Origin of the sequence: Mesorhizobium sp. B2-4-15, assembly GCF_006658505.1 — a bacterium.
Taxonomy (GTDB): Bacteria; Pseudomonadota; Alphaproteobacteria; order Rhizobiales; family Rhizobiaceae; genus Mesorhizobium.
Genome location: NZ_VFUZ01000008.1, coordinates 198508 through 222586 on the forward strand (window position 1 = coordinate 198508; position 24079 = coordinate 222586).

Sequence of the window (24079 nt, forward strand, 5' to 3'; positions counted from 1 at the left end):
TCTTATGAAGCGCCTCAATGTCCGTCACCCCGTCAGGCCGTTTGTAATGAGGAGCAATAATTGCTTCCCATTCACGGTTCTCAGGCCGTCTTGACCACGCGTCGCGTTGATCGGTGGTAATATCCATCGCTTGCCCCCTATCAGTTGGTTTCAGCTTAGCGCGAAAGTAAGCCTTGCAAAAGCGGGGCCGATCCTAACCTCCGGGTAGAAACCTAAGCACCCCACGTTTTCGTCGAGAACGCGCGCAACCAAAGTAAAATCTGACCGAGACCGATTCCGGCAGGAAATGGGGGTGCTAGACACAGGGGCTCTCTGTTCGCAATTGCCTGTGCATACGGGTGGAAAATAGTTTTCTGACAGTGCATCTTAATATAGGATCAGCCTATTTTAATGATTTGAAAGTGAATTTTGATGGCCAGCGTTGAAGCAGCGGATCCTATTGAAGCTAGTTCGCTGGCGCCACCAAGCGAACTGGATTTATCTCGAATCGAAGAATTGGCTGCCACACCGCTTCCGGTTCCCAAGGATATTGATATTTCTTTCTTTTCGCATCGAACACGAAAGTCCACTCAACTAATTGGTAACAGAAACGAAAATATAACCTTGCGAGCTAGAAGAGAATGGTGGGGCTTCGATCTAATTGACACCATCTATGTGACCCATATAAAGGTATATGCGGCAGGATATGAGGACAATCACGAACTTGAACTTAGCTTGATCGACAGCTCTAGCGGAAGGCGAGTTGAAGAATCGCGAAGATTCAACGGAGAATCATTTAGTTTCGAGCCAAAACGCTTTATAAGCGGATTTGGATTGAGACCAAGTGAGCGACTATGGAAAATTGCTGACATCAAAAGAATAGAGATCAGCGGAATAGAGCAGAAATACTTCTCAGATGTTGTAAATATTTTTGAAAATATTTCACGAGAACGAGAGAGAATCGAGTCATCTCTAAAGGAATACCTTGAGGAGGCCAAGGAATCCTTCTTAAAAACAGAATTGAACACGAAAGAAATCGCGGAGCAAGCCCGCGAAATCGGCGAAAACGGAAATAAAATAGATGAACTTGGCAAAAATATAGCTGAGCTATTGGAGTCACGTGATGATATCCAGAAGAAAATCGCGATAGGCGCCTCTGTCGAAAAAGAACAAAACGAAAGAGTGCAGGCTATCGATCTGAACATCGCCAAATTAAACGGGGATAGAAGAACGATAAGCACGGAAATATCAAAACGAGAGATCGAGCTAAGAGAATTAAAAAGTAATATAAATCTGTTTCCTACAGAAATAGCCGGTTATGTAAAGCAAGGAACAAATAACATTAGGCTATACGCCGGAATATGCGTGGTGCCAATATTGATCATTGGGTTAGTGACAAATAGGTTGTTTTCCAACTCAGAACGCTTGCTCAATTTTTTTCTGGAAAATAGCAAAATCGGCATCATAGAGTTTTTGATATCTCGGGCACCATATGTTATAATATCTGCATCCGTTCTTCTGGTATGCTATTCAATTCTTTATAGGTTGATATCAGAGATTATAAATATAAATAGAAGACGGCAGGATCTATACAAGATAAGTATCATTGCAACAGATGTCTCATATGCATCTCAAGATGGTATGGAGCTATCCGACGATGAGCGATATGAATTGCGAACACAGACCAAGATTGAGATGCTGAAGGAGCATCTCAGGCACCACATGAGTGAGGATTACTCGTACACCCCGAAGAAAAACTACGCGAGTCGGCTGTTATCGATTCTTTTGAAACGAGAACACACACACGGTGAAGAACTGGCCAAAGACGGCGAGACGGTGAATTGAAGACAATAGGGCTATCACGAAGAACATCCTCAGTTAGCCCCTTCCCCACTGCCACACACTGAATCTCAATATCAAACTCCATCGGCCATGACGCCACCGACACGAAACTCCGCGCCGGCGGGTTCACGCTGAAACACTTCGCGTAGACCCGGCTGATGACGTTGTAGAAGCCGGAATTGACGGCGTAGATGCGCACCATCACCGCGTTTCCAGCGAGCCGCTTTCAGGCAATGTTTCAGCGTTTCAGCGGCGCCTCGGTCTGGACCGCGATGTCGCCGTGCACCATCTCGCTGGTCACCATGCCGACCGGCGGCGTCGCCGGGATGAACACGAAGCCGTTGGCCTTCACCGCTGTCGAGCAGGGCGGGGCAAGCGCCCGCACCTTGTCCGGCATGACGGGCACTTCGAGTCCCGCCTTCTTCATGGTGATCTCCTGGGTGAGGCTGGCGCTCTACGAGGACCCCCACCCGGACCTGCGGTCCGACCTCCCCACAAGGGGGAGGTGGGAGCCCGGGCATCGTTCGGCGACACGCTTCACGGCTTTAGCCGAGGCGGCACCGTCGACTTACCTCCCCCTTGTGGGGAGGTCGGACCGCAGGTCCGGGTGGGGGTATTCGTAAAGCGATAGCGCTATGGTTCAAGCGAGCTTATCGCGCCGCTCGGCGAACGCCGGCGCATAGTCCGCACCTCACCCCTGCCCCAGATAGGGCGAGCCGTTCTTGTCCAGGAGCCGGCCATTGGCGTCGGGCTCATCATGTCGATGTCGGAACGGTGATGACATCGTCCAGGGAGGGATGCCGATCTATTCGTGGCGGCGGAGGCCCATGGCTCCACGCAATTTGCCAAGGCGTCCGGTATCCGACGTGGCGCTCCACGGCGCCCCCCTCTGTCCTGCCGGACATCTCCCCCACAAGGGGGAAGATCGGCCGATATTGCGGCCTTCGCCAGTTTTCAACGTTGCAAAAGAAAAGCCGGCGCCCGAGCTGCCAATCTCCCCACCTGTGGGGGAGATGTCCGGCAGGACAGAGGGGGGCGCCGTAGAGCGCCATCTTTAACCGTTCAGCCCTTGCCGACCGAGCCCTCACCCCTGATGCGCGGCGCCCAGTTCCTTCACATGCTTCTCGTGCATCTTCAGCACCGGCAGCGTCTTCTTGGCGAATTCCTTCATCGCCGGATCGTCGCCCGATTGCGCATAGGTGCTGAACATGGCCACCGCATCCCTGTGCGCGTCGGTCTGCATCTGGATATATTTTTGGTCAAACGCCTTGCCGCTGGCGCCCTTCAGCTCGTCGAGCATCTGCTGCTCCTTCGGCTGCAAGGCAGGCCCGGCGGGCTTGACCGAAGCGGTGGTCTGGCCCTTGCTCAGCGCCGCCTTGAAGTCCTCCCCAGCCTTGGTGTGATCCTTGATCATCCGGCTGGCGAAAGCCTTGACGTCTTTCGACGACGATTTTTCCTCGGCGAGCTTGCTCGACTGGATTTCGAACTCATTGGCGCTGGGCACCGTCGTGACGAAGGTTTGGGTGTCGACCTTGCTGTCGGCCATCACAGGCGCGACCGTGTTCGATTTGGTGCCGTTCGTTTGGGCAAGCACGGCCGGCGCGCTGGCAAGCAGGGCCGCGGCTGCCACAATCAGAAGCGTTTTCATCTGAAATCTCCGCTCGGAATGATCCTTCTGACTGTCCAACGCCGCAGACGCGCCGAGGTTGCGCGTTCTCTCTCCCCTCAGTGGCAGCACGACTCGCCATATTGCAGTTGCTCATGCCAGTCCGGCCGGCCTTCCGGGGTGAAATCCATCAGGTTCCACAGGATCTCGCAGGTGCCGATGGCACGCGGGTCCTGGCCGGGTTCGACAGGCGCGAAGCCGAGCTCCGACGACCAGGAATGCCGGATGCCGTCACCGTCGCGATGGAACACCGACAGCAGCGGGATCTGCGCGCCATCCGCATCCTCGGCGTTGTAGTCGCGCTTGAAACTGTTTCCGGCCGACGAAACCAGCCGCATGTTCTTCCAGCCGCGGTCGCGGCCAAGCGCCGTCAGGTTTTCCAGCGCCGTCTTGGCCACCACGGCAAAGTTGAAGCCGGCCGCCTCGAGATGGCGAACCGCGCCGTCGAATTGGTCGAGCAGCGCCGTGCAGGAGGGGCACGGCTGGTCCTGCCTCGGCAGCTTCGCCGTCTCGCCGCCTGCCGCCACGTCGCGCGTTTCCTGCGGATGGCGCGGGAACATCATCTGATAGAGGATCAGCGTGTCCTTGCCGGGCGCAAACATCTCCGACAGTTTTACCCGCGTTGGCTTGCCGGCGATGTCCAGCCCATCGAACACATAGTCGCGTGGCACCAGGCCGCCCGGCGGCAGGGCGCGCCGTGCCTCGGCCACGGCTTCCATGGCGCGGCGCAGCTCGATTTCCTTTTTCAAGAGCTTTTCGCGGGCGGTGCGGTATCTGGCGGATTCGTTGGGAAAGGTGATCATGATCGGCTCCTTCAGATCGTCGCGCCGGCGTCCCGGCAAGGGTACTCTACGACCCAAGGACGGGGCGCACCGACCGGTTCCTACATTTTTTCGACCGCTTCTCAGCCCTTTACTCCGCCCGCGGTAAGGCCGGAGACGATCTTGCGCTGGAAGATCAGCACCAGCACCACCAGGGGCACGGTGACGATCACCGACGCGGCCATGATGTTGCCCCACGGGATTTCGAACTGCGAATTGCCGGACAGCAGCGCGATCGCCACCGGCACGGTGCGCTGCGCATTGTTGGAAGTGAAGGTCAGCGCGAAGAGGAATTCGTTCCAGGCGCCGATGAAGGCGAGCAGCCCGGTGGTCGCCAGCGCCGGTCCCATCAGCGGCAGGAAGATGCGCGTGACGATGATCCATGGCGTCGCGCCATCGAGGATCGCCGCTTCCTCGAGCTCGACCGGCAGGTCGCGCACGAAGGTGGTGAGCACCCAGACGGTGAACGGCAGAGTGAAGATCATGTAGGAGAAGATCAGCGCCAACAGCGAATTGTAGAGGCCGAACATGCGGACGATCTCGAACAGGCCGGCGAGCACCGCCACCTGCGGGAACATCGAGACCGACAGGATGGCCAGCAGCAGGGCCGAGCGGCCGCGGAAGCGAACGCGCGCCAGCGCGTAGGCCGCGGTGACGCCGAGCAGCAGCGACAGCGCAACCACCGCCCCGGAGACGACCAGCGAGTTCACCAGATTGCGCGCGAAGGCGCCTTCGGTCAGCACGTTGCGGTAATTGCCGAGGCTGAAGGTCTTCGGCCAAAGACCGGGCTCGAAGAGCTCGGTCCCGGATTTCAGGCTGGTGACGATGGCGTAGTAGAACGGAAACACCGAGACGAAGACGATCACCAGAACCAGCAAATAGAAGGCCCCGCGCCGCACGATCCACATCTCAGCGGCCTCCATCCAGGCTTATCCGGCCGATCCGGATGTAGGCGATGGTGAGCAGGGCGAGGATCAGGAAGAACAGGGTCGAGGCGGCCGAGCCGTAGGCGAACTTGTCGAACTCGAACAGGTTCTCCCGCGTAAACACCGACATCGACTTGGTGTTCACATTGTTGGGCGTCAGCACATAGATCAGGTCGAAGATGCGCAGCGCATCGAGCGCCCGGAAGATCACCGCCACCATCACCGCCGGGCGGATCAGCGGCAGGGTCACCCGCCAGAAGATCTGCCACGCATTGGCGCCGTCGAGCCTGGCGACCTCGACGATCTCGCCCGGCAGCATCTGCAGCGCGGCAAGGATGAGCAGCGCCATGAACGGCGTCGTCTTCCAGATATCGACGATCAGCACGGCCGCCATGGCGGTGTCGGGGCTGGCGGTCCAGGCGATCTTGTGGCTGATCAGGCCGAGATTGACCAGCACGACATTGATGATGCCGAACTGGTCGTTGAGCATCCACTGCCACATCTTGGCCGAGACGATCGTCGGGATCGCCCAGGGAATGAGGATCGCCGCCCTGACGATGCCGCGGCCAGGAAAGCTGGCGTTGAGCACCAAAGCGACGATCGTGCCGAGAATCGTCTCGCAAGTCACCGAGATCGCCGCGAAGCGCACGGTGTTCCAGACCGCGCTCCACCAGACCGGATCGACGAGCAGCCCGTCATAGATCACCCGGCCGCTCGGCAGGCGCAGCACCGAGAGATAATTGTCGAAGCCGACGAACTGGCGGGCATCGAGGTCGGCCAGCGAGGCGTCTGTGAAGCTGAAATAGACGGTGCGGATGAGCGGCCAGCCGGCAACGGCGGCCAGCACCAGAAGCATCGGCGCCAGGAACAGCCATGCCGAGCGCACGCGCTGCGCCATCAGCCGCGAATGCCTGACAGGCGCGACGCTCACCAGCCCTTGCCTTTCAGCTTGCTCAGCCTCGCCTGGAGGTCCGCCAGATTGTCGGCGGCGCTGCCTTCGCCGGAAAGGGTGTTGTGCACGGCCGTCCAGAACTGGCTCGATGCCTCGTTGTACTTAATCCTGACAGTCGCGGAAGGACGCGGCACGGCATTGAGAAAAATCTGCTTCCAGCGCGGCACGATCGGCTGCTGCCGGGCAATGTCGGCATCGTCATAGAGCGCCTGGATGGTCGGCAGATTGGACGTCTTCAGCGTCCGGTATTTCTGCATCTGGGGCGAGGCGATGAACCTGACGAGTCCGATCGCGGCGTCCGGATGCTTGGAATATTTGGAGACCGCGAGGTTCCAGCCGCCCAGCGTCGCGACCGGCCGGGCGCCCTCGCTTGTGCCTGCCGGCAGAGGCGCCACGTCGAACTTGCCCTTGATCGGCGAATTGTCGCTGTTGCCGAGCGCATAGGCATAGGGCCAGTTGCGCATGAAGACGGCATTGCCGGTCTGCCAGACGCCGCGCGATTCCTCTTCCTGGTAGGCGAGCACGCCGGGCGGCGAGATGGTCCCGATCCACCCCCTGACCATGTCGAGCGCGGCCGCCGCTTTAGGGTTGTTGACCGATATGGTGCCGTCCGGCTCGACGATCCGGCCGCCGCCACTGGACATCATCCATTCGAGCGCGTCGCAGGTCAGCCCCTCATAGGCGTTGCCCTGGAAGACGAAACCCCAGATATCCTTGTTGCCGGCCGCCCGCTCCTTGTCCATGACCAGCCTGGCGGTCTCGGCCAGTTCCTTCCAGGTGGCAGGGACCTTGGCGCCATATTTGTCGAGCAGGTCCTTGCGGTAGTAGAGCGCCGGCGCATCGGTGAAGATCGGCAGCGCGACCAGCCTGCCGTTGACGGTCTGCGACTGGATGATCGACGGGAAATGGGCGCCGACCACATCCTTGGTCGCTTCGGTGAGATCGACGAGCTGGCTGGCGAGTTGCGGCGCCCAGATGACGTCGGTCTGGTAGACGTCGATATCGCTGTTTCCGGCGGCAAGCCACAGCCTGTACAGGCCGAACTGGTCGGTTGTCGACGGCGGCAGGACGACGATGGAAACCTTGTTGCCGCTCTCTTTCTCATAGCGGTCGAGGATCTCGCGAAGCACCTTGATGCCGTTGCCGGTGTCTCCCGACACGATCGACAGGTCGACCGCGTGGGCTTGAGCGACTGCCAGGATGCTGCCAACCACAAGCGCCAGAAATGCGTGGAAAGGCTTCACGTCGGGTTGGGTCTCCCTTTCGAGCCGGACACCTCCCACGCGCCGGCAGCTCGTCAGCTATCCCCCTGCCCTGAATGCGAAGCCGTCCTTTCGGGTTCCCGGGCTTTGACAAAGAACACTGAAGCGCCTCGCATGAATCCGTTTCGGCGCGATGCGCTTCAGCCTTCCCAGTCGACCTCGAACATGCCGACCCGTTCATAGAGCCGCACGGCGGCGGCGTTTTCGACCGTGTCGGTCTTGAGGTCGACATGGGCGGCGCCGCGGTCGCGAAAGGCGGCGAAGGCCCGCCACATCAGCGCTTCGCCAATGCCCTTGCCGCGCGCCTCGGGATGAACGGCGAGATCCTTGATGAAGGCCGAAGTCCAGCACAGCGCTGCCGCCGCCAGCCGGCCCTTGGCATCGATGACGAGGAAGCAGAGCTCCGGATCGAATTCGGGGTCGCCCGACATGCGCGGCCACCAGTCGTCGAACGGATCGTCGGCGCGGTTCTCGAACACGTCGCCCATCAGCGCATGCAGGGCCGGCGCGTCGCCGTGCCTCAGACAGCGCATGACGAAGCCATCCGGCCAATGCGGCGCAACCAGAGTCTCGTCGAGGATCTTGCGCAACCGAATGTCGTTCGGAGCCGGCGGGCGCGGTTCAGGCATTGCGCTCAGGCGGCGGGCTGCCGCCTGCGGTCGGCGCCAAGGCCCGTCGCCTCGAGCAGACCCTTGCGCTTGGCATCGAAATAATAGCCGGTCTGGTAGAGCCAATCGGCCTTCTTGGCGTTCCCGCCGGCCACCAGCCAGGCGCCGCGCAGATATTTGACCGCGTATTTCAGGTTGGTCTCGGCGTCGAACAGGCCCTTGGCCGGCCCGTCATAACCCATGCCGCGCGCCGTCGCGTGCTTGATCTGCATCAGCCCCCAATGGCCGTTGTTGTAGGCCTTGGGGTTGTATGTGCTTTCGCGATTGACGACATGGCGCACCAGATCAACCGGCACCTCGTAGAGGGCGGCATATTTGACGATCAGCCGGTCGACGTCGCCGCGCATGCCGGTGGCATGCTCCTCTTGCGTCGGAGCAACCGGCGCCGACGGGAACTGCACCAGGGCAGCCGGATTCTGCGGCAGCATATAGGCCACCTGCTGCACGCCGGGCATTTTCTGGCCGGCGCTGGCGGTCGCCGGCACGATAAGCCCGGCGGTCGTGTATGCCTGAGCCGCCTTGAGTGGCTGACCCGCTTTGGCCGGCGGCGGCGCCTGCCAGGCATTGGCGGCCATCACGGCGGGCACGGCCGGCGCCGCCGGCGTCGCTCCGGCAAAGGCGGCGGTCGCGGCAACGGGTTGGATGGCTGGATCGAGAGCTGGCGCGGCCGCCGCGCCAGGCGTCAATTCGGCCGTTTGAACGGGCTCGATGCCCGAGGATTGCGGCAGCACCGAAACCGTTTCCGGCAGTGGGATGGTGAAGCCGGCATCGCTGCCTGCCACTGTCGCGGTTTCGGTCAGGGACGGCGCGGCTTTCATCTGCGAGGTCGAGGTGCAGCCGCTCATGCCTGCCGCCGCCACGATCACGCCGATCGCGATAAGGATCTGTTTTGCTGGCAAGCCGCGCTCGGGTCCGGTTTGTCGGGTTGTTAAGATTTCCCTTACACCAGCGATTCTTGGGTAGCAATCGGGGCCGTCCGGTGGTTTTCGGGTGGCGAGACTTGAGCGGTGATGCCATATTGTTCCTGATATGTACCGGCAGGAATCCCGGATTTCGCCGCTTTGCGGAAAGGAGTGCATCATGGAAACGACAGCTTCGATCACAGCCGGCCACGCAGTGTTAGAAACAGTGATCGGTTTCATGGGCATCGCCTGGAGCGAAAAGGGCCTGATCCGGCTCTGCCTGCCCGAACGCAGCCGCGAGGCGGTGGAGCGGCGGCTGATGCGCCACGCCGGCGTTTCCGCCTCCACGGCCCAGCCGCGATGGGTGGTCGACCTGATCGCTTCGATCAAGGCTTATGCCGCGGGCGAGGACGTCGATTTCACCGATGTTCCGGTCGATCTCGACGGTGTCGACGACTTCCGCCTCGCCATTTATGACGCGGCGCGCAAACTCAGCTATGGCGAGACCACCACCTACGGCGAACTGGCCAAGCGCGCGGGCCACGCTGGCTTGCCGCGCGAGACCGGTGCCGCCCTTGGCGCCAATCCGGTGCCGCTGGTCATCCCATGCCATCGCATCCTCGCCGCAGGCGGCAAGATCGGCGGCTTCTCGGCTCCCGGCGGCTCGGGCACCAAGGAGAAGATGCTGGCCATGGAAGGCGTGCGCGTCGGCCCGCCGCCGCCCGCGCAGGTGTCGTTCGGGTTCTGAACCGTCGTGGCCTAGTTATTATGGAAGAAGCGCCGGCGGAAATGCCGGTCGTTATCCGGCCGCTTGCAGTTGTAGACCGGGCAGGACTTCGTATCGGCGCTCGGCACATAGGCGCGCGTCCTCACCTCGCCCATGGTACAGAACTGCTGGCTCTGCACATAGCGGTCGTAGAGCGGCAGGCCCGGCACGCGCGTCGACTCATAGCGCAGGATGACCGCGCCTTGTCGCGCGATCGTCGCCTGGACCTTGCCGCAACTCATATGCGTCGGATCATAGCGCGAGACCGCCTGCGCCTCGGCGGCCATCAGCGTCAGGCAGGCGGCAAGCAGAATGATTTTCATGGTCTCCTCCCCTGATCCGCAGCCGCGGTCAGCACGACCTGCCGCAACGGTTTCACCAGATTGGGGCGGCCTTTGGGCGGCGTTCCGATCACGGCTTTCTCACACAGTCTTGTTTTTGGTGCGAAAGCATCCTATATCAGCCCCATTGATATTTCGGCCGATCGATCCGGGCCTCGCGATCTTCGCGTTTGCTGACGTCTATCTCCAAAATCTCGATGCACACCGGCTGGGCCTCGGTCCAGTCAAACCAAAGCAAATGTGAAGGACTATTTTTATGGCAACTGGAACGGTCAAGTGGTTCAACGCCACCAAGGGTTTCGGCTTCATCCAGCCTGACAGCGGCGGCGCGGACGTTTTCGTCCACATCTCGGCTGTCGAGCGCGCTGGACTGTCGACCCTGGTCGAAGGCCAGAAGATCAACTTCGAGATCGAGCAGGACCGCCGCACTGGCAAGTCGTCCGCTGGGTCTCTGAGCAAGGCAGCCTGATTTTGCGAATGGCGCGCGCCGGGCGAGAGCTCGGGGCGCGCGGCAAGTCACGGATGTACTGACGGTCGCGCGAGAAGCGCGCCGGAGCGGAAAGACCCGACAAGCTGGAACAGCAGATAGCTGCCAGCCCGGACCGGACGCTCCCGATCAGGCTACCAAGCATGGGAAGGCGGGCTTTGTCCCGCCTTTTTGTTTGTCTGGAGTTCAGGCACCGAAGCTGGGAACTATAGTCCCACTTGTGGTACTTTTAGCCCAATAGTGATACTATTCGGATATGACCAAGCTTGAGCAAATCGAAAAATCCGTCGCCGAACTGAGCCCCGAAGAGCTGAAGGCATTTGCCGCATGGTTCGAGGCGCTTCGGGCTGATACGTGGGATCGGCAGATCGAGGCCGACGCGAAGGCGGGCCGGTTGGACAAGTTTGCCGAAGCGGCGCTGGCTGACCATCGTGCCGGCCGGACCCGGCCATTGTGAATCACATCGCCTCCCCATCGTTCTGGGAGGCTTACGAAAAACTGCCATCGCTAATCAGAGCAAAAGCGGACAGGCGTTTTGCCAGACTGCGCGCTGATCCTTTTCATCCATCACTGCATTTCAAACAGGTCGGACGTTATTGGTCGGCGCGAGTTGACGATAGCTACCGGGCCGTTGCCGTCCGTGACAATGATGATGTGATCTGGTTCTGGATCGGCACCCATGCCGACTATGACCGCCTTTTGAAGTAGCCTCTTGGCATGCCCCGTCCAGCCGCGAAGCGGCTATGGCATGAGGACAAGACTACCCCACCCACCCGATCGGCACATGCCCTGGATCCGCCTCCACGCGGCCAAGCCAGGCCACGACAGCCGGATAGGCGTCGAGCTGGAAGCCGCCGTGCTCCGCCGTATGCGTATAGGCATAGAGGGCAATGTCGGCGACGCTGAGGGCGCCGCCGGCGAAGAAGGCATTGTTCTCCAGATATTTGTTCATCACGCCGAGCGCCTTGTTGCCGCGCTCCAGTGTCACTGACAGCCGCTCCGGCGTGGCGTCCTTGGCCCTCTCGGGAAAGGTCAGCAGCGCCTTGCGCACCGCGATATAGGGCTCGTGGCTGTATTGCTCGAAGAACAGCCACTGATAGGCGAGCCCGCGCTCATATTTGTCCGTGGGCAGGAAGCGCGTGCCTTCGGCGAGATAAAGCAGGATGGCATTGGACTCGGCCAGCCGCCGGCCGTCGTCGAGTTCGAGCAGCGGCACCATGGCGTTCGGATTCTTCGCGATGAAATCGGCTTTTCGCGTATCGCCCGTGTGCGAACTCACCTCGATCGTCGTGAAGGGGAGGCCGAGCTTGGCCATCAGCAGGCGCGGCTTGTAGCAATTGCCGCTGTCGATCATGCTGTAAAGTATCATTGCCGGTCCCCGAAGCGCTGCCTTGTGCGGACGCGATTATCGCAGCCGCGGCGCCCTCAACCAATGATTTGTTTTGGCGTGATCATCAGCACCGCTGATGCAAGGTCCTAGCCAAAGAGCGGCACGACATTGTTGTCCCTGCCCAGCAGTGCATCGATGGCGAGCGGCTTTTCGTCGAAGATGGTGCCGGCCAGCGCCGGCCGGCCCAGAAGAAAACCTTGCAGCAGGTCGACGCCGCCTTCGAGTGCGACGCGCAGATGGATGGGTTGCTCAATGCCCTCGACCAGAACCTTGGCGCCGCGGTCGTGCAGGCTGGACACCAGCGGGCGGAAGAAACGTTCGGCAGCAGTGTGGCGGCAGAATTCCGCGAACCAGCCGCCATCGATCTTCACGATATCGGGCCTGAGCAGGTTCACCCGCTCCTCGGTCGAATGGCCGGTGCCGAAATCGTCGATGGCGATACGGATGCCGTCGCGCCGCATTTCGCGCACCAGCCGCGCCAGAAGTGCGTCATCCGCCGCCTGTTCGGTGATTTCGCAGACCAGCATGCCAGGGGCGAGGTCGAGCTCGTCGAGATGCCTGCTCATCAGCCGGATCTCCGCCAGCGCCCGCTCCGGATGGTCGTTAACCACCGGATTGTAGTTGAAGAACAGATCGAGCCCGTCGACGCCGATATTGTGAAAATTCCGCAAATGCAGCGCCCGGCACATGGCCTCGACAAACAGCCGGTCCGGCGATGCAACGCTCTCGAAGAACATCCGAGCCGACCCTGGCTGGTCGGCACGACGCGGCTCGACCAGGCCCTCGACCGCCACGGCCCGCAAGGTGCGGCCGCGCGGGGCGAAGATCGGCTGGTAGGCGCTGCGCAGGCGGAAATCGCCATGGATACCATATTCGATGCCGACCTCGTCGACGAAGATCGCATCGCCGACATTGCGCCGCCGCTCCAGGCTCATGGTGACGTCCTGCGCCCGAAGGCCTTCGCCGGTCGTGCTGTTCGCGGCGTGGCCGTGGCAGACGCCGCCCCGGCGGTGGCGGATACGGTCTCCTCCCCGGCTTTGCCGAAGGCGTGAAAGCTGGTCGGCGCCAGTTCGGGGCGCGCCAGCACATAACCCTGGACCATCGAAGCTCCCGATTTCTCGGCGAGCTCCAGTTGCCATCCCTCCTCGATGCCCTCGAACACGGTGCGGATGCCTTGCTCCTCGAAGCTTTTCACCATGGCGGTCAAAAGCGCGAAGCCGGCGCCTGACTCCATCAGCTGCGTGATCCAGCGAGCGTCGAACTTGACGATGTCGGGCCTCAACTCCTTGACGCGGTTGATGTCGGAATCGTCGGCGCCATAGTCGTCGACGGCGATGCGAAATCCGTTGCCACGCAATGCCGCGACGAACTCGTACAAAGTCTCTTGCGATGCCGATCGCTGCTCGGTCACCTCGCACACGACCCGGCCCGGATCGATGCCGGCCTCGTGCAGCACCAGCCGCATTTCGCGCAAGGCATTGTCGGCAATCGCCCGCTCGGTGAACACGGACGGATCGAAATTGATGAAGATCGAAGCCTCCTGCGGCAGGCAGGCGCCGGCATTGAGCAGATGCAGCGTCCTGGTCAGCGCCTCGACATGCAGCCGGTCGGCGGCCGGACAGGTCGAAAAGAAGGTCATCGGCGATTGCGGTTCGCCATCGCGAAACGGCCGGATCAACCCTTCGAAGGCGACGACCAACAGCTTGCCCTCCTTGAAGGCGAAGATCGGCTGGAAGGCGCTTTGCAGCGTGTAGATGCCCCAGACACCTGACGAGGTGCCGTCATCATGACGGATGATAAGGTCACCTAGTCGAAGCATTTGATTTCCCACGACAAACTTGGGGCATCTGGCTTCCGGTCACAACTGGGTCACACGGAGCTTTCAAAATGGCATCAATTCGCAAGCGTAACGGCAGGTGGAACGTCCAAGTCAGACGGAAGGGATCATCACCAAGATCACGAAGTTTTCTCGTCAAGGCTGATGCCCTCGAATGGGCCAGAGAGATCGAACGATCACTAGACCGACAAGAGCTAGGACCAGACAGGAAGACACTCAAAGGTATCACCCTGGCTGAACTCGTCACTCGATACCGGGACGAAGTCCTTCCGAAGAAGCGGTCATGCCGATTTGAAACCATCCTGCTCGACAGGTTCATGCGCCACTCTATCGCTTCGAAAAGTTTGAACGACCTCCAATCGAAGGACTTCGCACAGTACCGTGACCAAAGGCTTAAGGAGGTTTCGAGGCTGACTGGTCGCCCCGTGACGGCAAACTCATTGAGACGAGAACTCGCCCCGCTCTATCACATGTTCAAGATGGCCAAGGCGGAATGGCATATCCCGACCGGAAACCCTCTCCAAGACCTGTATCTGCCTGCGATAGATGTCAGACGTGAACGACGCCTACGTCCCGGAGAGGAAGAACGATTGCTGTCGCAAGCCCGGCAGTTGAGGCAACTGAATGGTGAGCCTAATCCCTACGTCGTTCCTATCATCTTGTTCGCCCTAGAGACGGCCATGCGGCAGGGTGAAATCCTTCGGATAGAACTCAGGAACATCGACTTCGAACGCTCTTTGCTGGTCATCCCCTTCACGAAGAACGGCCATTCGAGAACGATCCCGCTGACGAACAAGGCAAAGGCTTGTCTCACACTGGCTTTCGCTCAACCACGTCCTGACCAGACGGAACGGAATTCCTTTGAGGGCTTCGCCCGAATCGGGCCACCTCATGTCATTCCGACGACGAAAGCATTCCCGATACACGTCGAAGTTCTAAAGACCTCTTGGACCCGGATATGCAGACGTGCGACGCCAAGGATTGAAGACCTTCATTTCCATGACCTCCGACACGAAGCGATATCTCGCCTGTTTGAGCTTGGTCTGACGGTCCCGGAAGTCGCCTCGATCTCAGGCCACAGGACGCTTGCCCAGTTGATGAGGTATTCCCACGCCAGTCAGGAGGCAGTCAGGGCGAAACTCTTGGATCGGCCATCGATATCGTCAACGATGGAACGAAAGGCCCTTCCCTCACCAGAGCTAACTATCTGATTTACATACGTTTCCGGCCCATCGGAATGTCACACAGACTTACTAGGCCCTTGCACCCGTCTTGGGCCTTTTCTTTACGGTTTACTACGCCTCATGTGCTCAGCGGTCAAAGCATTGATTTGTATGGGGGTTTCGCCCTGCTGGTAAACACCATCGGCGATAAAGGTGACGTTCTCGACTGTCACCATCCATTCGCGCCCCTCTGTAGCGATTTGAAGTAGGTCCCCGGCACGTGGCACCGCAGCGAACTTATATGGCGTCCCCGTCATACTGCGATTGATAAAGACCATGCAAGTCACACTCATTCGGAAGAACCTTCTGTTGAATAATAGTGATCAGCGCTGAGGCATATAAGATTTCAACCAAGACAGGTCGAGGAAGCTAGACGACTTTTTCTTAGTGGCCCTTACACTTTGTGCTGCCTGTCTTGCCACCCTGTGAAGCCTGTCGGGATAAACGATGGTCTTCAGGTGATCGGTGAACATTTGCACATCCATGAAATAGTTCGGGAACGCCCGAGTTAGGTCTTCAATTTTGTTGACCTCCGCCAGTACGGATATAAACCTCCCGCCAGTTTCCGAAGCACTAAAGCCTTCGGTCGCATTGATCGGTTGATTGTAGCCGGTGACGTGAACCTCCTTCCTATCACGGTCGATTTGGACCAGATAGAATTTGGCGCTCCCCTTGTATTTCGGGGCATAATGGAACGCCTGATTGATATTCTCCAAGAAGACCACTGCATTCAACTTGGCGTTCAAATGACGAAGCTCTTGATGTCGCTCTCGCTTGCCTTCCGGGGTGCCTGGAACTGCCGCGCCGTCTTCCTCGATCGCAAAATCAGTGGACATTAACGCGAACAGACGAAGCCAGTCGGGATCACCGTTGCCGCGCTTCATATTCTCACGTCGCATGATCCCCACGGCTTCAACGGCAGTCGCCCAAGCGTGCTGCAACCCGGTCCTCAATTGGACCTCAATGCGCCTGTCCCTGTGCTGCTGTTCGTTCACCAGTGGTTGGAACTCCATTACCAGATGGTGTCCCCGATATCCGGAAGGCCTTGGATTGGCGAAGTAGTCAGTGTCATTGCGGATACGATGGACGGTCGCGCCCTCCCGGTACTTCGCAATCAGTTGCCGATAATCATCGACAGAATCCATAATCGCCCGACAGCCGCCTAAATCTTGAATCTGGTCGAACTTGGTGGTGCTCTCCCCAAGCTTCTCTCGAATGGATTGCATCCGTTTCAGGCGGGCGGAAGTGATGCCCGTTAGCTTGACGCCGCGCTGTCGAACGTTGACGCTTAACTCGTGATGTATGCGCCTCATGGGGTAGATGTGAGAGTTTCGCCAATTGTAGGCAATACGAAAGACCTCCCGATAGTGTTCAAGATTTGAGTGGTCCTCCGCGACGAGCATCTTTCCAGACAACTCTTCGCCTACGCGAACGATTTGCTTCCGAAGGTAATCGAATTTCGGATAGTCACTCATCGGGCCTTAGTTCCGCTGACTAAAGATAGCGGTCGCCCGCCGGGGATCGAATCAACGCCGTAGCGTACCGGACTCATCAACAAGGAACAATATTTTCAGGAAGGCCCAAGGATTGCCGTAATCGCTTCGTCTAATGGTCATCTGGGGATAGCTCCACAGTCTTTCTGACATGAGCGACATGAAGGCCCAGCTTCGTTAGGCAAGTCGTCTTTGCCTGCCCTAGTAGCCAACTGAAAGCCCTCAAAGGTGAGTACGCGAAAGCGGGTGCCAGGCAGACGACGGGGTCAGTGAGGCAGCAAGGGTTGCGCCAAGAGACTGGCCGGGAACGGGTGGCGTGAGCCTGTAACCCTTCCTATTTGGCCACTGTGGACCGTAGGGAGCCTACCCGGATTGTCCACTAGCGAGAGCGTCCTATCATCTGATTTGCTACCGCTCAAAAACACTCTGGGTACAATAGCCAGCGGGATCGATGGCTTGTTGAAGCGACTTCCGATATATTTTATGTAACCTTGCGTTTGCTATTGACTTTCTTGTTAATTTATGCTATAATAGGGAGAATCCAGAGCAAATTTAAAGCTTGTAGATTCAGCATACAAATTGCAATCAGACTTGATAAACTCAAACCCACTGCCGTTTTGGCAGCAACCAAAGGAACCATGGACGAAATCAGCATTTCCGAAATTGCATCATTAGGAACAAAAGAACTCAACTACATCGGCTCAAGCCCTAATCCCTTCGACGTGACAGTCATCAGCGTCAAGAAGGGTCGCGACGAAGGGCACGTCAAACTCCTCCGCTCTGAAACTCATCTATACCGTGCTGGCTTTGTCGGCATCGAAGGTCCGGAGCTTGGTAGCTTTACCAGTCGAACAGATCTCGTCCGCGCCCTGATCGATTGGGCGTCCAAGAACGGATGGGCGTTCGAGATGGCCCACTATGCGTCAGCGACAGGTCAGCGTCTCGACGTCAATCCATCCTCATTCCTGACCTAATCTCCTAAACTCTACTCACTGTTTCAACAATCTATTTTCAAAATCTGTTTTTCAGAAAGGTAATTTTATGCCTGTCAATGTCTCTATTTCCGACCGTTCAATGATCGCCAAGAATGTGGCCGACATGGGTGATGCCGAACGAGAGTTGCTTCGTCGTCGTGCCCATGAGGCTGCCGATGCCATCGAAGGGGCGCTCTCGCCAGAGTTCAGCCGCATGGTGACGCTCGCTCTTCTAGAACGGGGTGGTGCGACCGACGAGGGAGCAGTCGAACGGTACCTCGATTCGATCAAGGTGAATCAGAAGCCGGTCAACACCAAATCGATCTTTGCCCAAAAGGGCGCAAGTCGGAGCGCTTTCTGATGAAGGCGCGTTCTGTACGTATCACAGAGGCGGAGGGTCCCAAGGGACTCTTCGTCGTGCATGTCCCGTTGTCGCGCTTCGGCAAAGACGAGGCTGTTCTTGAACTCTCAGCCTACAACGAACTCGTCGCTCTGAAGCTCTATCCCAACTGGTCGATCCTAGGCGGGGGCGTCTATGCCAGAGGCCCGAACGGTCTTCGTCTTCTCGTCGCTCGTGTCCTGACGGATGCCAAGGCTGGCGAGGTCGTGGAGTACCGTGACGGCAATCCGCTTAACTTGTGCCTGGAAAATCTCGCAGTACGGGACGGGTTCTCTACCAAGCATGATCGTGCCCTACTCGTTGAAGCGAGGGATCGTTTAGAGGCTGAGAAGGCCGAGAGCATCAAAGCCGGTTCCTATCATCCGCGATTCCGAAAGCCGTTGATCTTCCGTCCTGACAGCGTGGTGAAGTCCCGTCGTCGTGGTCGTGTCGTCTATTCGCAGCCACAGGGAGCGGTCCCACGATGAGTTACCACCATGCCCCTGCGTCCTTCTACCCGGAAGTTGCTGAATGCGCTGACCAGATGTTTACGGCGCTATGACCGAGACCATCGTCGTCGAATACACTGGCAGCTATCGGGCTACCCATCGCGACAGTGGCACTACCATCGATACGTCTGACTCGGCATCCGGTCGGCGCACTTACAAAGACCCGCTCGGCCCACTCTGCCGTGTCATCCGCGATGAGGTAGGATTTTCGCCCGATACCCTGATCCATGTCGAGCGGGATGGCGTCCCTGTCTTCAAGCGGGATCACAGCCTTGCTTATTGGGCTGATCACGATGTTGTCGATGAACAAACCAAGGTGGCGAAGCGGATAAAATATCGGTCTTTTGATGTTCCCGCTGTCTCGGATCACCCGATCCCGTTGGATGCGCTGAAAGGCCACCACCACCACCCAAACAAAGGCATTTTAGACGCTGGGGTGACCGCATGATGGTCAAGCTAAACAAGGTCTGGGGGGTCGTCGTGCGCGGCGACTCCTTCATTCTCCAAAAGAACGGACGAGACTTCAGGGCCTACGGCTCCGTCCGCGAGCTTTGGGAGAACGGGCGGAACCTATTCGGCAAGGTAGACGACACTGCAATAAATCGCCTGTTTATACTCAGATCGGTCGATCCTGCCATAATCCCAGACGGCGAAATCAAACCGGTGAAGCTGGGTTACTGGCTTCATCCTGAACAACTGCCCAAGAGAAAGGAAAGCCACGTTGGCGATAAACGGATTTGGCGACATCGCGCATGCACTAGGATTGAATGAATACGAAGCTCCTGAAGTGAGGATTTATCAAGAGGGGTCCGATGAAAGCCCCGTGGGTCGGCACGTAGTGCCACTAGAGGAGCGAAGCTCCGACCGAAAGGTCGTTTACAGGGTCGATGGTGTCGAGATCGGAGGGGTCAAAGAATACCTCGCCTATCTCGCTTGGAGAGAGAGCCACAAGCGTCCCCACGCCACCCTTGCCGAACAGACGATGGATGACCTGCGCGAGACGTTCAAACGAAACGGCCATCAACCATCGACTGCCCAATGGGTAGGCTTGAAGGATTTGGTTTCCAGCCTTGAGGCAATGGCCGACGGCAAAGCCGAGAAACTCTATTACCTTTCCCCGCTGGACCCCGGCGTAGGCAAGTCTCAGTCGATAATCCATTTCTCCCGTCGTCTGCTTAGGTCAGAAGCCCACAAAAATGTTTCGGTCCTGATCTGTCTTGGCCGTCTGGCAGAGATCAAGCCAATGATCGAACAGATGGGATTGGATGACGGTGATTTTGCTGTCCTTGTCCAAGAGGCTGACCAAGACAAGACGAATGAAAGGACGGTGCTCCTTCGAGAATTGAACAAAGCCGGCAATGCCGACAAACGCAGAGCTAGGGTGCTTTTCACGACACAACAGATGGTCGATTCCCGGACTAGGCGTCACGACAGCTTTGAGGCGACGGAGGATTTCCATTACCAAGGCAGACCGCGACAAGTCCGCATATGGGATGAGGCCATATTGAGGGCCAGGGAGATGAGAATTTCCGCTGCTCTGATTGGTGGGATGCTACCCGCTGCGACCTATAGCGAAAGCCTCACCAAGGCATTGAACACCGTCAAAGCCGGCATCGAGACCAAGGACCATGGGGCGGAATTCTGGGTTCCTGATCTGCCTGCGGAAACTGATCTAGACACAAACGACATCCTCGCCCGCTATGGGGACGAGAAGGATGCAATCAAGGAAGCCGCAAGCGACCTATGGGAGTTGTCGAACACTCCCGTGATTGTAGAGAAGATCGGAGCAACCAGCGCCGCTATCCACTACAAGAAACACCTACCCGATGACCTTAAGCCAATGGTCGTCTGCGACGCCTCAGGCAGGGTCAGGAAGACCTACCAGCATTGGGAAAAGGATGTTGGAAAGGAACTAGTCACCCTCTCTCACGGTGGCAAAAACTACCGAGACCTGACTGTCCACATTTGGAGGCGTGGCGGAGGCAAGGCTTCGTGGGATGAAGATGGCGCGGAGACCCTGCTAGAGGGTATTGTTAGGACCATTGATGACAAGCCGGACGCAAGATTTCTCATCGTCCACCATAAGGCTTCCAAGCGTGTCGCCGATGTCGAGAAAGCGATTCGGAGACGGGTCAAGGATTCGAGACGACTGAAGTTCACGTACTGGGGTGGGTCCGATTTCAAGGCGACAAACCAGTATCGGGATATCGAGAACGTCATCCTCGCTGGAACGCTCTTCTATGACCAAGAGACCTATATCGCTAGAGCGAGGATGTCATCGGGTGTCCGGTCCCAAGAGCAGTTAGACAAGGCTAAGCTCGCGTCGATCAAACATGGCGAACATGCTGACCTGATCCTTCAAGCTCTGTGCCGTGGCGCGGTCAGGAAGAGCATCGACGGGGCTTGTGGGAAGTGTGACGCCTACATCATTGCCGACCCTCAGACAGGCATCCCTGCCATGTTGGAACACAAGGGCGATATCGACATATTCCCCGGATCGAAAGCCGTTGATTGGTCGCCGGTCGAGCGTCAGTTGACCGGCAAGGTCGGAGAGGCTGTCAGCTTCATAGTCCAGTTCTTCAGGGACAACCCCGGTCATGGGGACAAACTACCCGCTCCGCTGGTGGCGAACAAACTCGGCATGACTCGACAAGATTGGAGTAACGACGTTCTAAGTCACCGGGACTTCGAGGGGGCACTTGCTGCCCAAGGAATCCGCCTCGTGCGCATGAGAGGCAAAGGTGGAAGCCACTTCGCAAGAATGTAGGGAGAACAGGTTTCGACATCCCTCATGGTCTTGGTTTTTGATTGTTCGACATATAAGGAATCTAATGTAGGGATTTACACATTATACTTAAGGGACATTTCCCTACATTAAACTCCTAGCTCCCGACAAGGGGTACTGAACTCCCGAAGGGTAGAGGACTTATCTCCTTCGATCTTTGGAGGTGGTTTACTCTAGTGAACCTGCGGTGCTTGTTTTGGCCCTCTAGCTCTCGCCCTCTAGCTCTGGCCCTCTAGCTCTGGCCCTCTAGCTCTCGCCCAAGAGGTTTGACCTTTAGGTTTGCAGACCGCTACGTGTTACCAAATTAGGAATAAAAACAAAGCTCTAGAAGACTTTACCTCTAGGTTATTCCCGGTCACTCTTGTCACACTCTGGTCACAACGAGGACCCTGTTCGTCGTCATCCCGCCGGGGAACCAAGCAAGGGGATTTCTCCCCGCTCCTCGTCGAGGGTCCCGTTTTCCGGTAAATTCTTGGAGAAATTTTCAGGGGGTCATACCTTAAGTCTTGGCCGGGGGCTGCCCCCCTTGTACCCCCATCGGGCGAGCCTCAGTTAAGGTTCAGACCGTTAGTATTGATGCCTCAGACATGTTTATTGATGTCTTATACATCATCCGTAACGACCATCAACGATCTAGATATTTTTGTCGACCAAACGGCTGGTGTCTACGCAGCGGGGCTTGCCCATTTAGACAGCCCGGAGGGTGTCGTGAGGGAGCGAACCTGAGAGCGACCGTTGCCGTCAGCGAGCAGACTTGCGAGCGATCATGACGGATAATATGGGCAAGCCCGATGCTGCGCGACAAGGGTTCCTCGCTCCGCGAACTGGCGGAATTGGATTGCGATCCTGCCATGCAAGCCTCTACCTTGTATTAATGAACTCTCAGTTGATCACGCCTCATTGACCGCATCGCCATACCTGGCCCAGCCGACAATGCTTGCACTTGGCGGCAGCATGCGACATGAGAAGCGCCGCGGCCGCTCCTGGCCGCGCCGATCCTTTGGAGAGACAAAAGGTCATGGCCTTTCTTGCCGACACCCTTTCCCGCGTGAAGCCTTCCGCCACCATCGCGGTGACGCAGAAAGCCCGCGAGCTGAAAAATGCCGGCCGTGACATTATTGGCCTCGGCGCCGGCGAGCCGGATTTCGATACGCCCGACAACATCAAGAATGCGGCGATCGAAGCGATCCGCCGTGGCGAGACCAAGTACCCGCCGGTTTCGGGCATCGTGCCGCTGCGCGAGGCCATCGCCAGGAAGTTCAAGCGCGAGAACAATCTCGACTACAAGCCCGAGCAGACCATCGTCGGCACCGGCGGCAAGCAGATCCTGTTCAACGCCTTCATGGCGACGCTGAACCCCGGCGACGAGGTCATCATCCCCCGCCCCTACTGGGTCAGCTACCCCGAAATGGTGGCGATCTGCGGCGGCACCTCGGTGTTTGCCGACACCTCCATCGACAATGGTTTCAAGCTGACGGCTGAAGTGCTTGAGAAGGCGATCACGCCGAAGACCAAATGGCTGCTGATGAACTCGCCGTCCAACCCGTCGGGTGCCGCCTATACGGAGGCCGAACTGCGGGCGCTGGCCGACGTGCTGCTCAGGCATCCGCATGTCTGGACGCTGACCGACGACATGTATGAGCACCTGACCTATGGCGATTTCGTCTTCAAGACCATCGCCGAGGTCGAGCCGACCCTCTATGAGCGCACGCTGACCATGAACGGCGTGTCCAAGGCCTATGCCATGACCGGCTGGCGCATCGGCTATGCCGCCGGTCCGGTCCAGCTGATCAAGGCGATGGACATGATCCAGGGCCAGCAGACTTCGGGTGCCTGCACCATCGCCCAGTGGGCATCGGTGGAAGCGTTGAACGGCCCGCAGGACTTCATCGCCAAGAACAAGGCGATCTTCCAGGGCAGGCGCGATCTGGTCGTATCGATGCTCAACCAGGCGCGCGGCATCACCTGCCCATCGCCGGAAGGCGCCTTCTATGTCTATCCGTCCTGTGCCCAACTGATTGGCAAGAAGACGAAAGCCGGCAAGGTGATCGGCACCGACGAGGCCTTCTGTTCGGAACTGCTCGAGGCCGAAGGCGTCGCTGTGGTGTTCGGCTCGGCCTTCGGCCTTGGCCCCAACTTCCGCATCTCCTACGCCACATCGGAGGCGCTGCTGGAGGAAGCCTGCACACGCATCCAGCGCTTTACGGCATCGCTGACCTGATCAGATAGGCCCGAGGAGGCGGCCGCCGTCCACGGTCAGGACTCAGCTGCCATACTGCTCGCCGGAAACCGTTTCCAGCCAGTCGACATGGACGCCATCGAGTGCCTCCTGCATGGCGATATGCGTCATCGCGGTTTTCCGCCCGGCACCATGCCAGTGCTTCTCGCCCGGGGCGAACGAGATGGTATCGCCGGCCCTGATCTCCTGGACCGGGCCGCCCCATACCTGGGCAAGCCCGGCGCCCGAGGTGACATAGAGCGTCTGGCCGAACGGATGCGTGTGCCAGTGGGTGCGTGCGCCCGGCTCGAAGGCGACCAGCGTGGCCCTGAGCCGCGCCGGCGCCTCCGTCTCGACGATCGGCGTCTGCAGCACCCGGCCGGTGAAATACTTTTCCGGCGCGATAATGGTCGGCACGCTGCCGCAAGCAATGATCTTCATCGTCTGATCCTGAAACTGGGGTGAGCCACTGGTGGCAAACACCGCGGCTCATCGAGCAACCGTATTGTCGGTCGATATCACCCAGGACGCAACCCGCGGTTTCGCCTGCCTGACCAAGATCGGTTTCTTCTCCTTAACCATGAACCTTCTCCGCATGGTGCAGCGCGGTGAAATGACGGGGAATTCAATGTCTTCTTAACGGCTGCGCACTAGCCGTG

27 protein-coding genes and 1 pseudogene are annotated in these 24079 nt (G+C 58.5%); 13 read left to right on the plus strand and 15 right to left on the minus strand.

The window, feature by feature from the left end:
• The first annotated feature begins 411 nt into the window (after positions 1-411).
• The gene (locus FJ930_RS30420; protein WP_246676888.1) at positions 412-1824 is read left to right on the plus strand and encodes a hypothetical protein; all 1413 of its coding nucleotides are present in this window, start codon (positions 412-414) and stop codon (positions 1822-1824) included.
• Between the two features lie 58 nt (positions 1825-1882).
• Here FJ930_RS30420 and FJ930_RS30425 read toward each other — a convergent pair.
• From FJ930_RS30425 to FJ930_RS12550, 9 genes and pseudogenes are all read right to left on the minus strand, one after another.
• Positions 1883-2023 (minus strand): annotated as a pseudogene (locus FJ930_RS30425) (RidA family protein); the annotation flags it as partial.
• 36 nt (positions 2024-2059) lie between these two features.
• On the minus strand, positions 2060-2248 hold the full coding sequence (locus tag FJ930_RS30430; protein ID WP_246676889.1) for a hypothetical protein: 189 nt from the start codon (positions 2246-2248) through the stop codon (positions 2060-2062).
• 657 nt (positions 2249-2905) lie between these two features.
• Positions 2906-3469 carry a DUF4142 domain-containing protein gene (locus FJ930_RS12520; protein WP_141837927.1) on the minus strand — a complete coding sequence of 188 codons (564 nt, stop codon included), beginning with the start codon at positions 3467-3469 and terminating at the stop codon, positions 2906-2908.
• Positions 3470-3546: 77 nt separating this feature from the next.
• Positions 3547-4290 (minus strand): DUF899 family protein, encoded by a 744-nt coding sequence (locus FJ930_RS12525; protein WP_181176417.1) that lies wholly within the window; start codon positions 4288-4290, stop codon positions 3547-3549.
• Positions 4291-4391: 101 nt separating this feature from the next.
• Complete coding sequence (locus tag FJ930_RS12530; RefSeq protein ID WP_141838006.1) at positions 4392-5216, minus strand: carbohydrate ABC transporter permease; 825 nt, start codon at positions 5214-5216, stop codon at positions 4392-4394.
• Position 5217: 1 nt separating this feature from the next.
• The gene (locus tag FJ930_RS12535) at positions 5218-6132 is read right to left on the minus strand and encodes a sugar ABC transporter permease (protein WP_141838008.1); all 915 of its coding nucleotides are present in this window, start codon (positions 6130-6132) and stop codon (positions 5218-5220) included.
• A 29-nt stretch (positions 6133-6161) separates the two neighbouring features.
• Positions 6162-7430 carry an ABC transporter substrate-binding protein gene (locus FJ930_RS12540; RefSeq protein WP_141837934.1) on the minus strand — a complete coding sequence of 423 codons (1269 nt, stop codon included), beginning with the start codon at positions 7428-7430 and terminating at the stop codon, positions 6162-6164.
• Between the two features lie 158 nt (positions 7431-7588).
• Positions 7589-8077: a GNAT family N-acetyltransferase gene (locus FJ930_RS12545; protein WP_141837936.1), complete on the minus strand. Its 489-nt coding sequence runs from the start codon at positions 8075-8077 to the stop codon at positions 7589-7591.
• Between the two features lie 5 nt (positions 8078-8082).
• A complete protein-coding gene (locus FJ930_RS12550; RefSeq protein ID WP_141837938.1) occupies positions 8083-9015 on the minus strand; it encodes a lytic transglycosylase domain-containing protein in 933 nt (310 codons plus the stop codon).
• Positions 9016-9196: 181 nt separating this feature from the next.
• Between FJ930_RS12550 and FJ930_RS12555 the strand changes: the two genes are divergently transcribed.
• Positions 9197-9766, plus strand: coding sequence for a methylated-DNA--[protein]-cysteine S-methyltransferase (locus FJ930_RS12555; RefSeq protein ID WP_140744416.1), 570 nt, complete (start codon positions 9197-9199; stop codon positions 9764-9766).
• Positions 9767-9777: 11 nt separating this feature from the next.
• Here FJ930_RS12555 and FJ930_RS12560 read toward each other — a convergent pair whose 3' ends face one another.
• Positions 9778-10107 carry a hypothetical protein gene (locus tag FJ930_RS12560; RefSeq protein WP_140744415.1) on the minus strand — a complete coding sequence of 110 codons (330 nt, stop codon included), beginning with the start codon at positions 10105-10107 and terminating at the stop codon, positions 9778-9780.
• A gap of 274 nt (positions 10108-10381) precedes the next feature.
• Between FJ930_RS12560 and FJ930_RS12565 the strand changes: the two genes are divergently transcribed.
• The 3 genes from FJ930_RS12565 to FJ930_RS12575 all read left to right on the plus strand — a co-directional run bounded on the left by FJ930_RS12565 (position 10382) and on the right by FJ930_RS12575 (position 11320).
• A complete protein-coding gene (locus tag FJ930_RS12565; RefSeq protein ID WP_015316174.1) occupies positions 10382-10594 on the plus strand; it encodes a cold-shock protein in 213 nt (70 codons plus the stop codon).
• A 274-nt stretch (positions 10595-10868) separates the two neighbouring features.
• Positions 10869-11069 carry a hypothetical protein gene (locus FJ930_RS12570; protein WP_140744414.1) on the plus strand — a complete coding sequence of 67 codons (201 nt, stop codon included), beginning with the start codon at positions 10869-10871 and terminating at the stop codon, positions 11067-11069.
• On the plus strand, positions 11066-11320 hold the full coding sequence (locus FJ930_RS12575; RefSeq protein ID WP_141837940.1) for a hypothetical protein: 255 nt from the start codon (positions 11066-11068) through the stop codon (positions 11318-11320). Before FJ930_RS12570 ends, FJ930_RS12575 begins: the two co-directional genes overlap by 4 nt.
• 52 nt (positions 11321-11372) lie before the next feature.
• Here the strand turns inward: FJ930_RS12575 and FJ930_RS12580 are convergent, their stop codons facing one another.
• From FJ930_RS12580 to FJ930_RS12590, 3 genes are all read right to left on the minus strand, one after another.
• Positions 11373-11981 (minus strand): glutathione S-transferase family protein, encoded by a 609-nt coding sequence (locus tag FJ930_RS12580; RefSeq protein ID WP_140744412.1) that lies wholly within the window; start codon positions 11979-11981, stop codon positions 11373-11375.
• A gap of 107 nt (positions 11982-12088) precedes the next feature.
• On the minus strand, positions 12089-12937 hold the full coding sequence (locus tag FJ930_RS12585) for an EAL domain-containing protein (protein WP_141837942.1): 849 nt from the start codon (positions 12935-12937) through the stop codon (positions 12089-12091).
• Positions 12934-13821 (minus strand): EAL domain-containing protein, encoded by an 888-nt coding sequence (locus FJ930_RS12590; RefSeq protein ID WP_141837944.1) that lies wholly within the window; start codon positions 13819-13821, stop codon positions 12934-12936. Before FJ930_RS12590 ends, FJ930_RS12585 begins: the two co-directional genes overlap by 4 nt.
• Positions 13822-13889: 68 nt before the next feature.
• Here FJ930_RS12590 and FJ930_RS12595 point away from each other — a divergent pair, with 68 nt between their 5' ends.
• The gene (locus FJ930_RS12595) at positions 13890-15050 is read left to right on the plus strand and encodes a site-specific integrase (RefSeq protein ID WP_141837946.1); all 1161 of its coding nucleotides are present in this window, start codon (positions 13890-13892) and stop codon (positions 15048-15050) included.
• A gap of 335 nt (positions 15051-15385) precedes the next feature.
• On the opposite strand, the gene FJ930_RS12600 is transcribed toward FJ930_RS12595, so the two are convergent.
• On the minus strand, positions 15386-16537 hold the full coding sequence (locus tag FJ930_RS12600) for a RelA/SpoT domain-containing protein (protein WP_141837948.1): 1152 nt from the start codon (positions 16535-16537) through the stop codon (positions 15386-15388).
• A 656-nt stretch (positions 16538-17193) separates the two neighbouring features.
• Between FJ930_RS12600 and FJ930_RS12605 the strand changes: the two genes are divergently transcribed.
• From FJ930_RS12605 to FJ930_RS12630, 6 genes are all read left to right on the plus strand, one after another.
• Positions 17194-17529, plus strand: coding sequence for a hypothetical protein (locus FJ930_RS12605; protein ID WP_141837950.1), 336 nt, complete (start codon positions 17194-17196; stop codon positions 17527-17529).
• A gap of 67 nt (positions 17530-17596) precedes the next feature.
• A complete protein-coding gene (locus FJ930_RS12610; protein WP_141837952.1) occupies positions 17597-17890 on the plus strand; it encodes a hypothetical protein in 294 nt (97 codons plus the stop codon).
• The gene (locus tag FJ930_RS12615) at positions 17890-18396 is read left to right on the plus strand and encodes a hypothetical protein (RefSeq protein ID WP_141837954.1); all 507 of its coding nucleotides are present in this window, start codon (positions 17890-17892) and stop codon (positions 18394-18396) included. The genes FJ930_RS12610 and FJ930_RS12615 overlap by 1 nt, the downstream gene beginning before the upstream one ends.
• Before the next feature lie 70 nt (positions 18397-18466).
• Complete coding sequence (locus FJ930_RS12620; RefSeq protein WP_140776847.1) at positions 18467-18865, plus strand: hypothetical protein; 399 nt, start codon at positions 18467-18469, stop codon at positions 18863-18865.
• A 273-nt stretch (positions 18866-19138) separates the two neighbouring features.
• Positions 19139-21184 (plus strand): hypothetical protein, encoded by a 2046-nt coding sequence (locus FJ930_RS12625; RefSeq protein WP_141837956.1) that lies wholly within the window; start codon positions 19139-19141, stop codon positions 21182-21184.
• Between the two features lie 1036 nt (positions 21185-22220).
• Complete coding sequence (locus tag FJ930_RS12630; protein WP_140744409.1) at positions 22221-23423, plus strand: pyridoxal phosphate-dependent aminotransferase; 1203 nt, start codon at positions 22221-22223, stop codon at positions 23421-23423.
• Between the two features lie 42 nt (positions 23424-23465).
• On the opposite strand, the gene FJ930_RS12635 is transcribed toward FJ930_RS12630, so the two are convergent.
• Positions 23466-23861 (minus strand): cupin domain-containing protein, encoded by a 396-nt coding sequence (locus tag FJ930_RS12635; RefSeq protein ID WP_141837958.1) that lies wholly within the window; start codon positions 23859-23861, stop codon positions 23466-23468.
• Positions 23862-23892: 31 nt separating this feature from the next.
• On the opposite strand from FJ930_RS12635, the gene FJ930_RS30080 reads away from it, so the two are divergent.
• The gene (locus FJ930_RS30080; RefSeq protein WP_181176416.1) at positions 23893-24060 is read left to right on the plus strand and encodes a hypothetical protein; all 168 of its coding nucleotides are present in this window, start codon (positions 23893-23895) and stop codon (positions 24058-24060) included.
• The last annotated feature ends 19 nt before the right edge of the window (positions 24061-24079 follow it).

What these genes read in the sequence shown, in the direction of transcription:
- FJ930_RS12605 (WP_141837950.1), top strand. Translation starts at nt 17,194, where the DNA reads ATGGACGAAATCAGCATTTCCGAAATTGCATCATTAGGAACAAAAGAA.
- FJ930_RS12610 (WP_141837952.1), top strand. Translation starts at nt 17,597, where the DNA reads ATGCCTGTCAATGTCTCTATTTCCGACCGTTCAATGATCGCCAAGAAT.
- FJ930_RS12545 (WP_141837936.1), bottom strand. Translation starts at nt 8,077, where the DNA reads ATGCCTGAACCGCGCCCGCCGGCTCCGAACGACATTCGGTTGCGCAAG.
- FJ930_RS12595 (WP_141837946.1), top strand. Translation starts at nt 13,890, where the DNA reads ATGGCATCAATTCGCAAGCGTAACGGCAGGTGGAACGTCCAAGTCAGA.
- FJ930_RS12600 (WP_141837948.1), bottom strand. Translation starts at nt 16,537, where the DNA reads ATGAGTGACTATCCGAAATTCGATTACCTTCGGAAGCAAATCGTTCGC.
- FJ930_RS12525 (WP_181176417.1), bottom strand. Translation starts at nt 4,290, where the DNA reads ATGATCACCTTTCCCAACGAATCCGCCAGATACCGCACCGCCCGCGAA.
- FJ930_RS12555 (WP_140744416.1), top strand. Translation starts at nt 9,197, where the DNA reads ATGGAAACGACAGCTTCGATCACAGCCGGCCACGCAGTGTTAGAAACA.
- FJ930_RS12635 (WP_141837958.1), bottom strand. Translation starts at nt 23,861, where the DNA reads ATGAAGATCATTGCTTGCGGCAGCGTGCCGACCATTATCGCGCCGGAA.
- FJ930_RS12590 (WP_141837944.1), bottom strand. Translation starts at nt 13,821, where the DNA reads ATGCTTCGACTAGGTGACCTTATCATCCGTCATGATGACGGCACCTCG.
- FJ930_RS12620 (WP_140776847.1), top strand. Translation starts at nt 18,467, where the DNA reads ATGACCGAGACCATCGTCGTCGAATACACTGGCAGCTATCGGGCTACC.
- FJ930_RS12580 (WP_140744412.1), bottom strand. Translation starts at nt 11,981, where the DNA reads ATGATACTTTACAGCATGATCGACAGCGGCAATTGCTACAAGCCGCGC.
- FJ930_RS12630 (WP_140744409.1), top strand. Translation starts at nt 22,221, where the DNA reads ATGGCCTTTCTTGCCGACACCCTTTCCCGCGTGAAGCCTTCCGCCACC.
- FJ930_RS30430 (WP_246676889.1), bottom strand. Translation starts at nt 2,248, where the DNA reads ATGAAGAAGGCGGGACTCGAAGTGCCCGTCATGCCGGACAAGGTGCGG.
- FJ930_RS12585 (WP_141837942.1), bottom strand. Translation starts at nt 12,937, where the DNA reads ATGAGCCTGGAGCGGCGGCGCAATGTCGGCGATGCGATCTTCGTCGAC.
- FJ930_RS12560 (WP_140744415.1), bottom strand. Translation starts at nt 10,107, where the DNA reads ATGAAAATCATTCTGCTTGCCGCCTGCCTGACGCTGATGGCCGCCGAG.
- FJ930_RS12530 (WP_141838006.1), bottom strand. Translation starts at nt 5,216, where the DNA reads ATGTGGATCGTGCGGCGCGGGGCCTTCTATTTGCTGGTTCTGGTGATC.
- FJ930_RS12535 (WP_141838008.1), bottom strand. Translation starts at nt 6,132, where the DNA reads ATGGCGCAGCGCGTGCGCTCGGCATGGCTGTTCCTGGCGCCGATGCTT.
- FJ930_RS12565 (WP_015316174.1), top strand. Translation starts at nt 10,382, where the DNA reads ATGGCAACTGGAACGGTCAAGTGGTTCAACGCCACCAAGGGTTTCGGC.
- FJ930_RS12570 (WP_140744414.1), top strand. Translation starts at nt 10,869, where the DNA reads ATGACCAAGCTTGAGCAAATCGAAAAATCCGTCGCCGAACTGAGCCCC.
- FJ930_RS30420 (WP_246676888.1), top strand. Translation starts at nt 412, where the DNA reads ATGGCCAGCGTTGAAGCAGCGGATCCTATTGAAGCTAGTTCGCTGGCG.
- FJ930_RS12520 (WP_141837927.1), bottom strand. Translation starts at nt 3,469, where the DNA reads ATGAAAACGCTTCTGATTGTGGCAGCCGCGGCCCTGCTTGCCAGCGCG.
- FJ930_RS12615 (WP_141837954.1), top strand. Translation starts at nt 17,890, where the DNA reads ATGAAGGCGCGTTCTGTACGTATCACAGAGGCGGAGGGTCCCAAGGGA.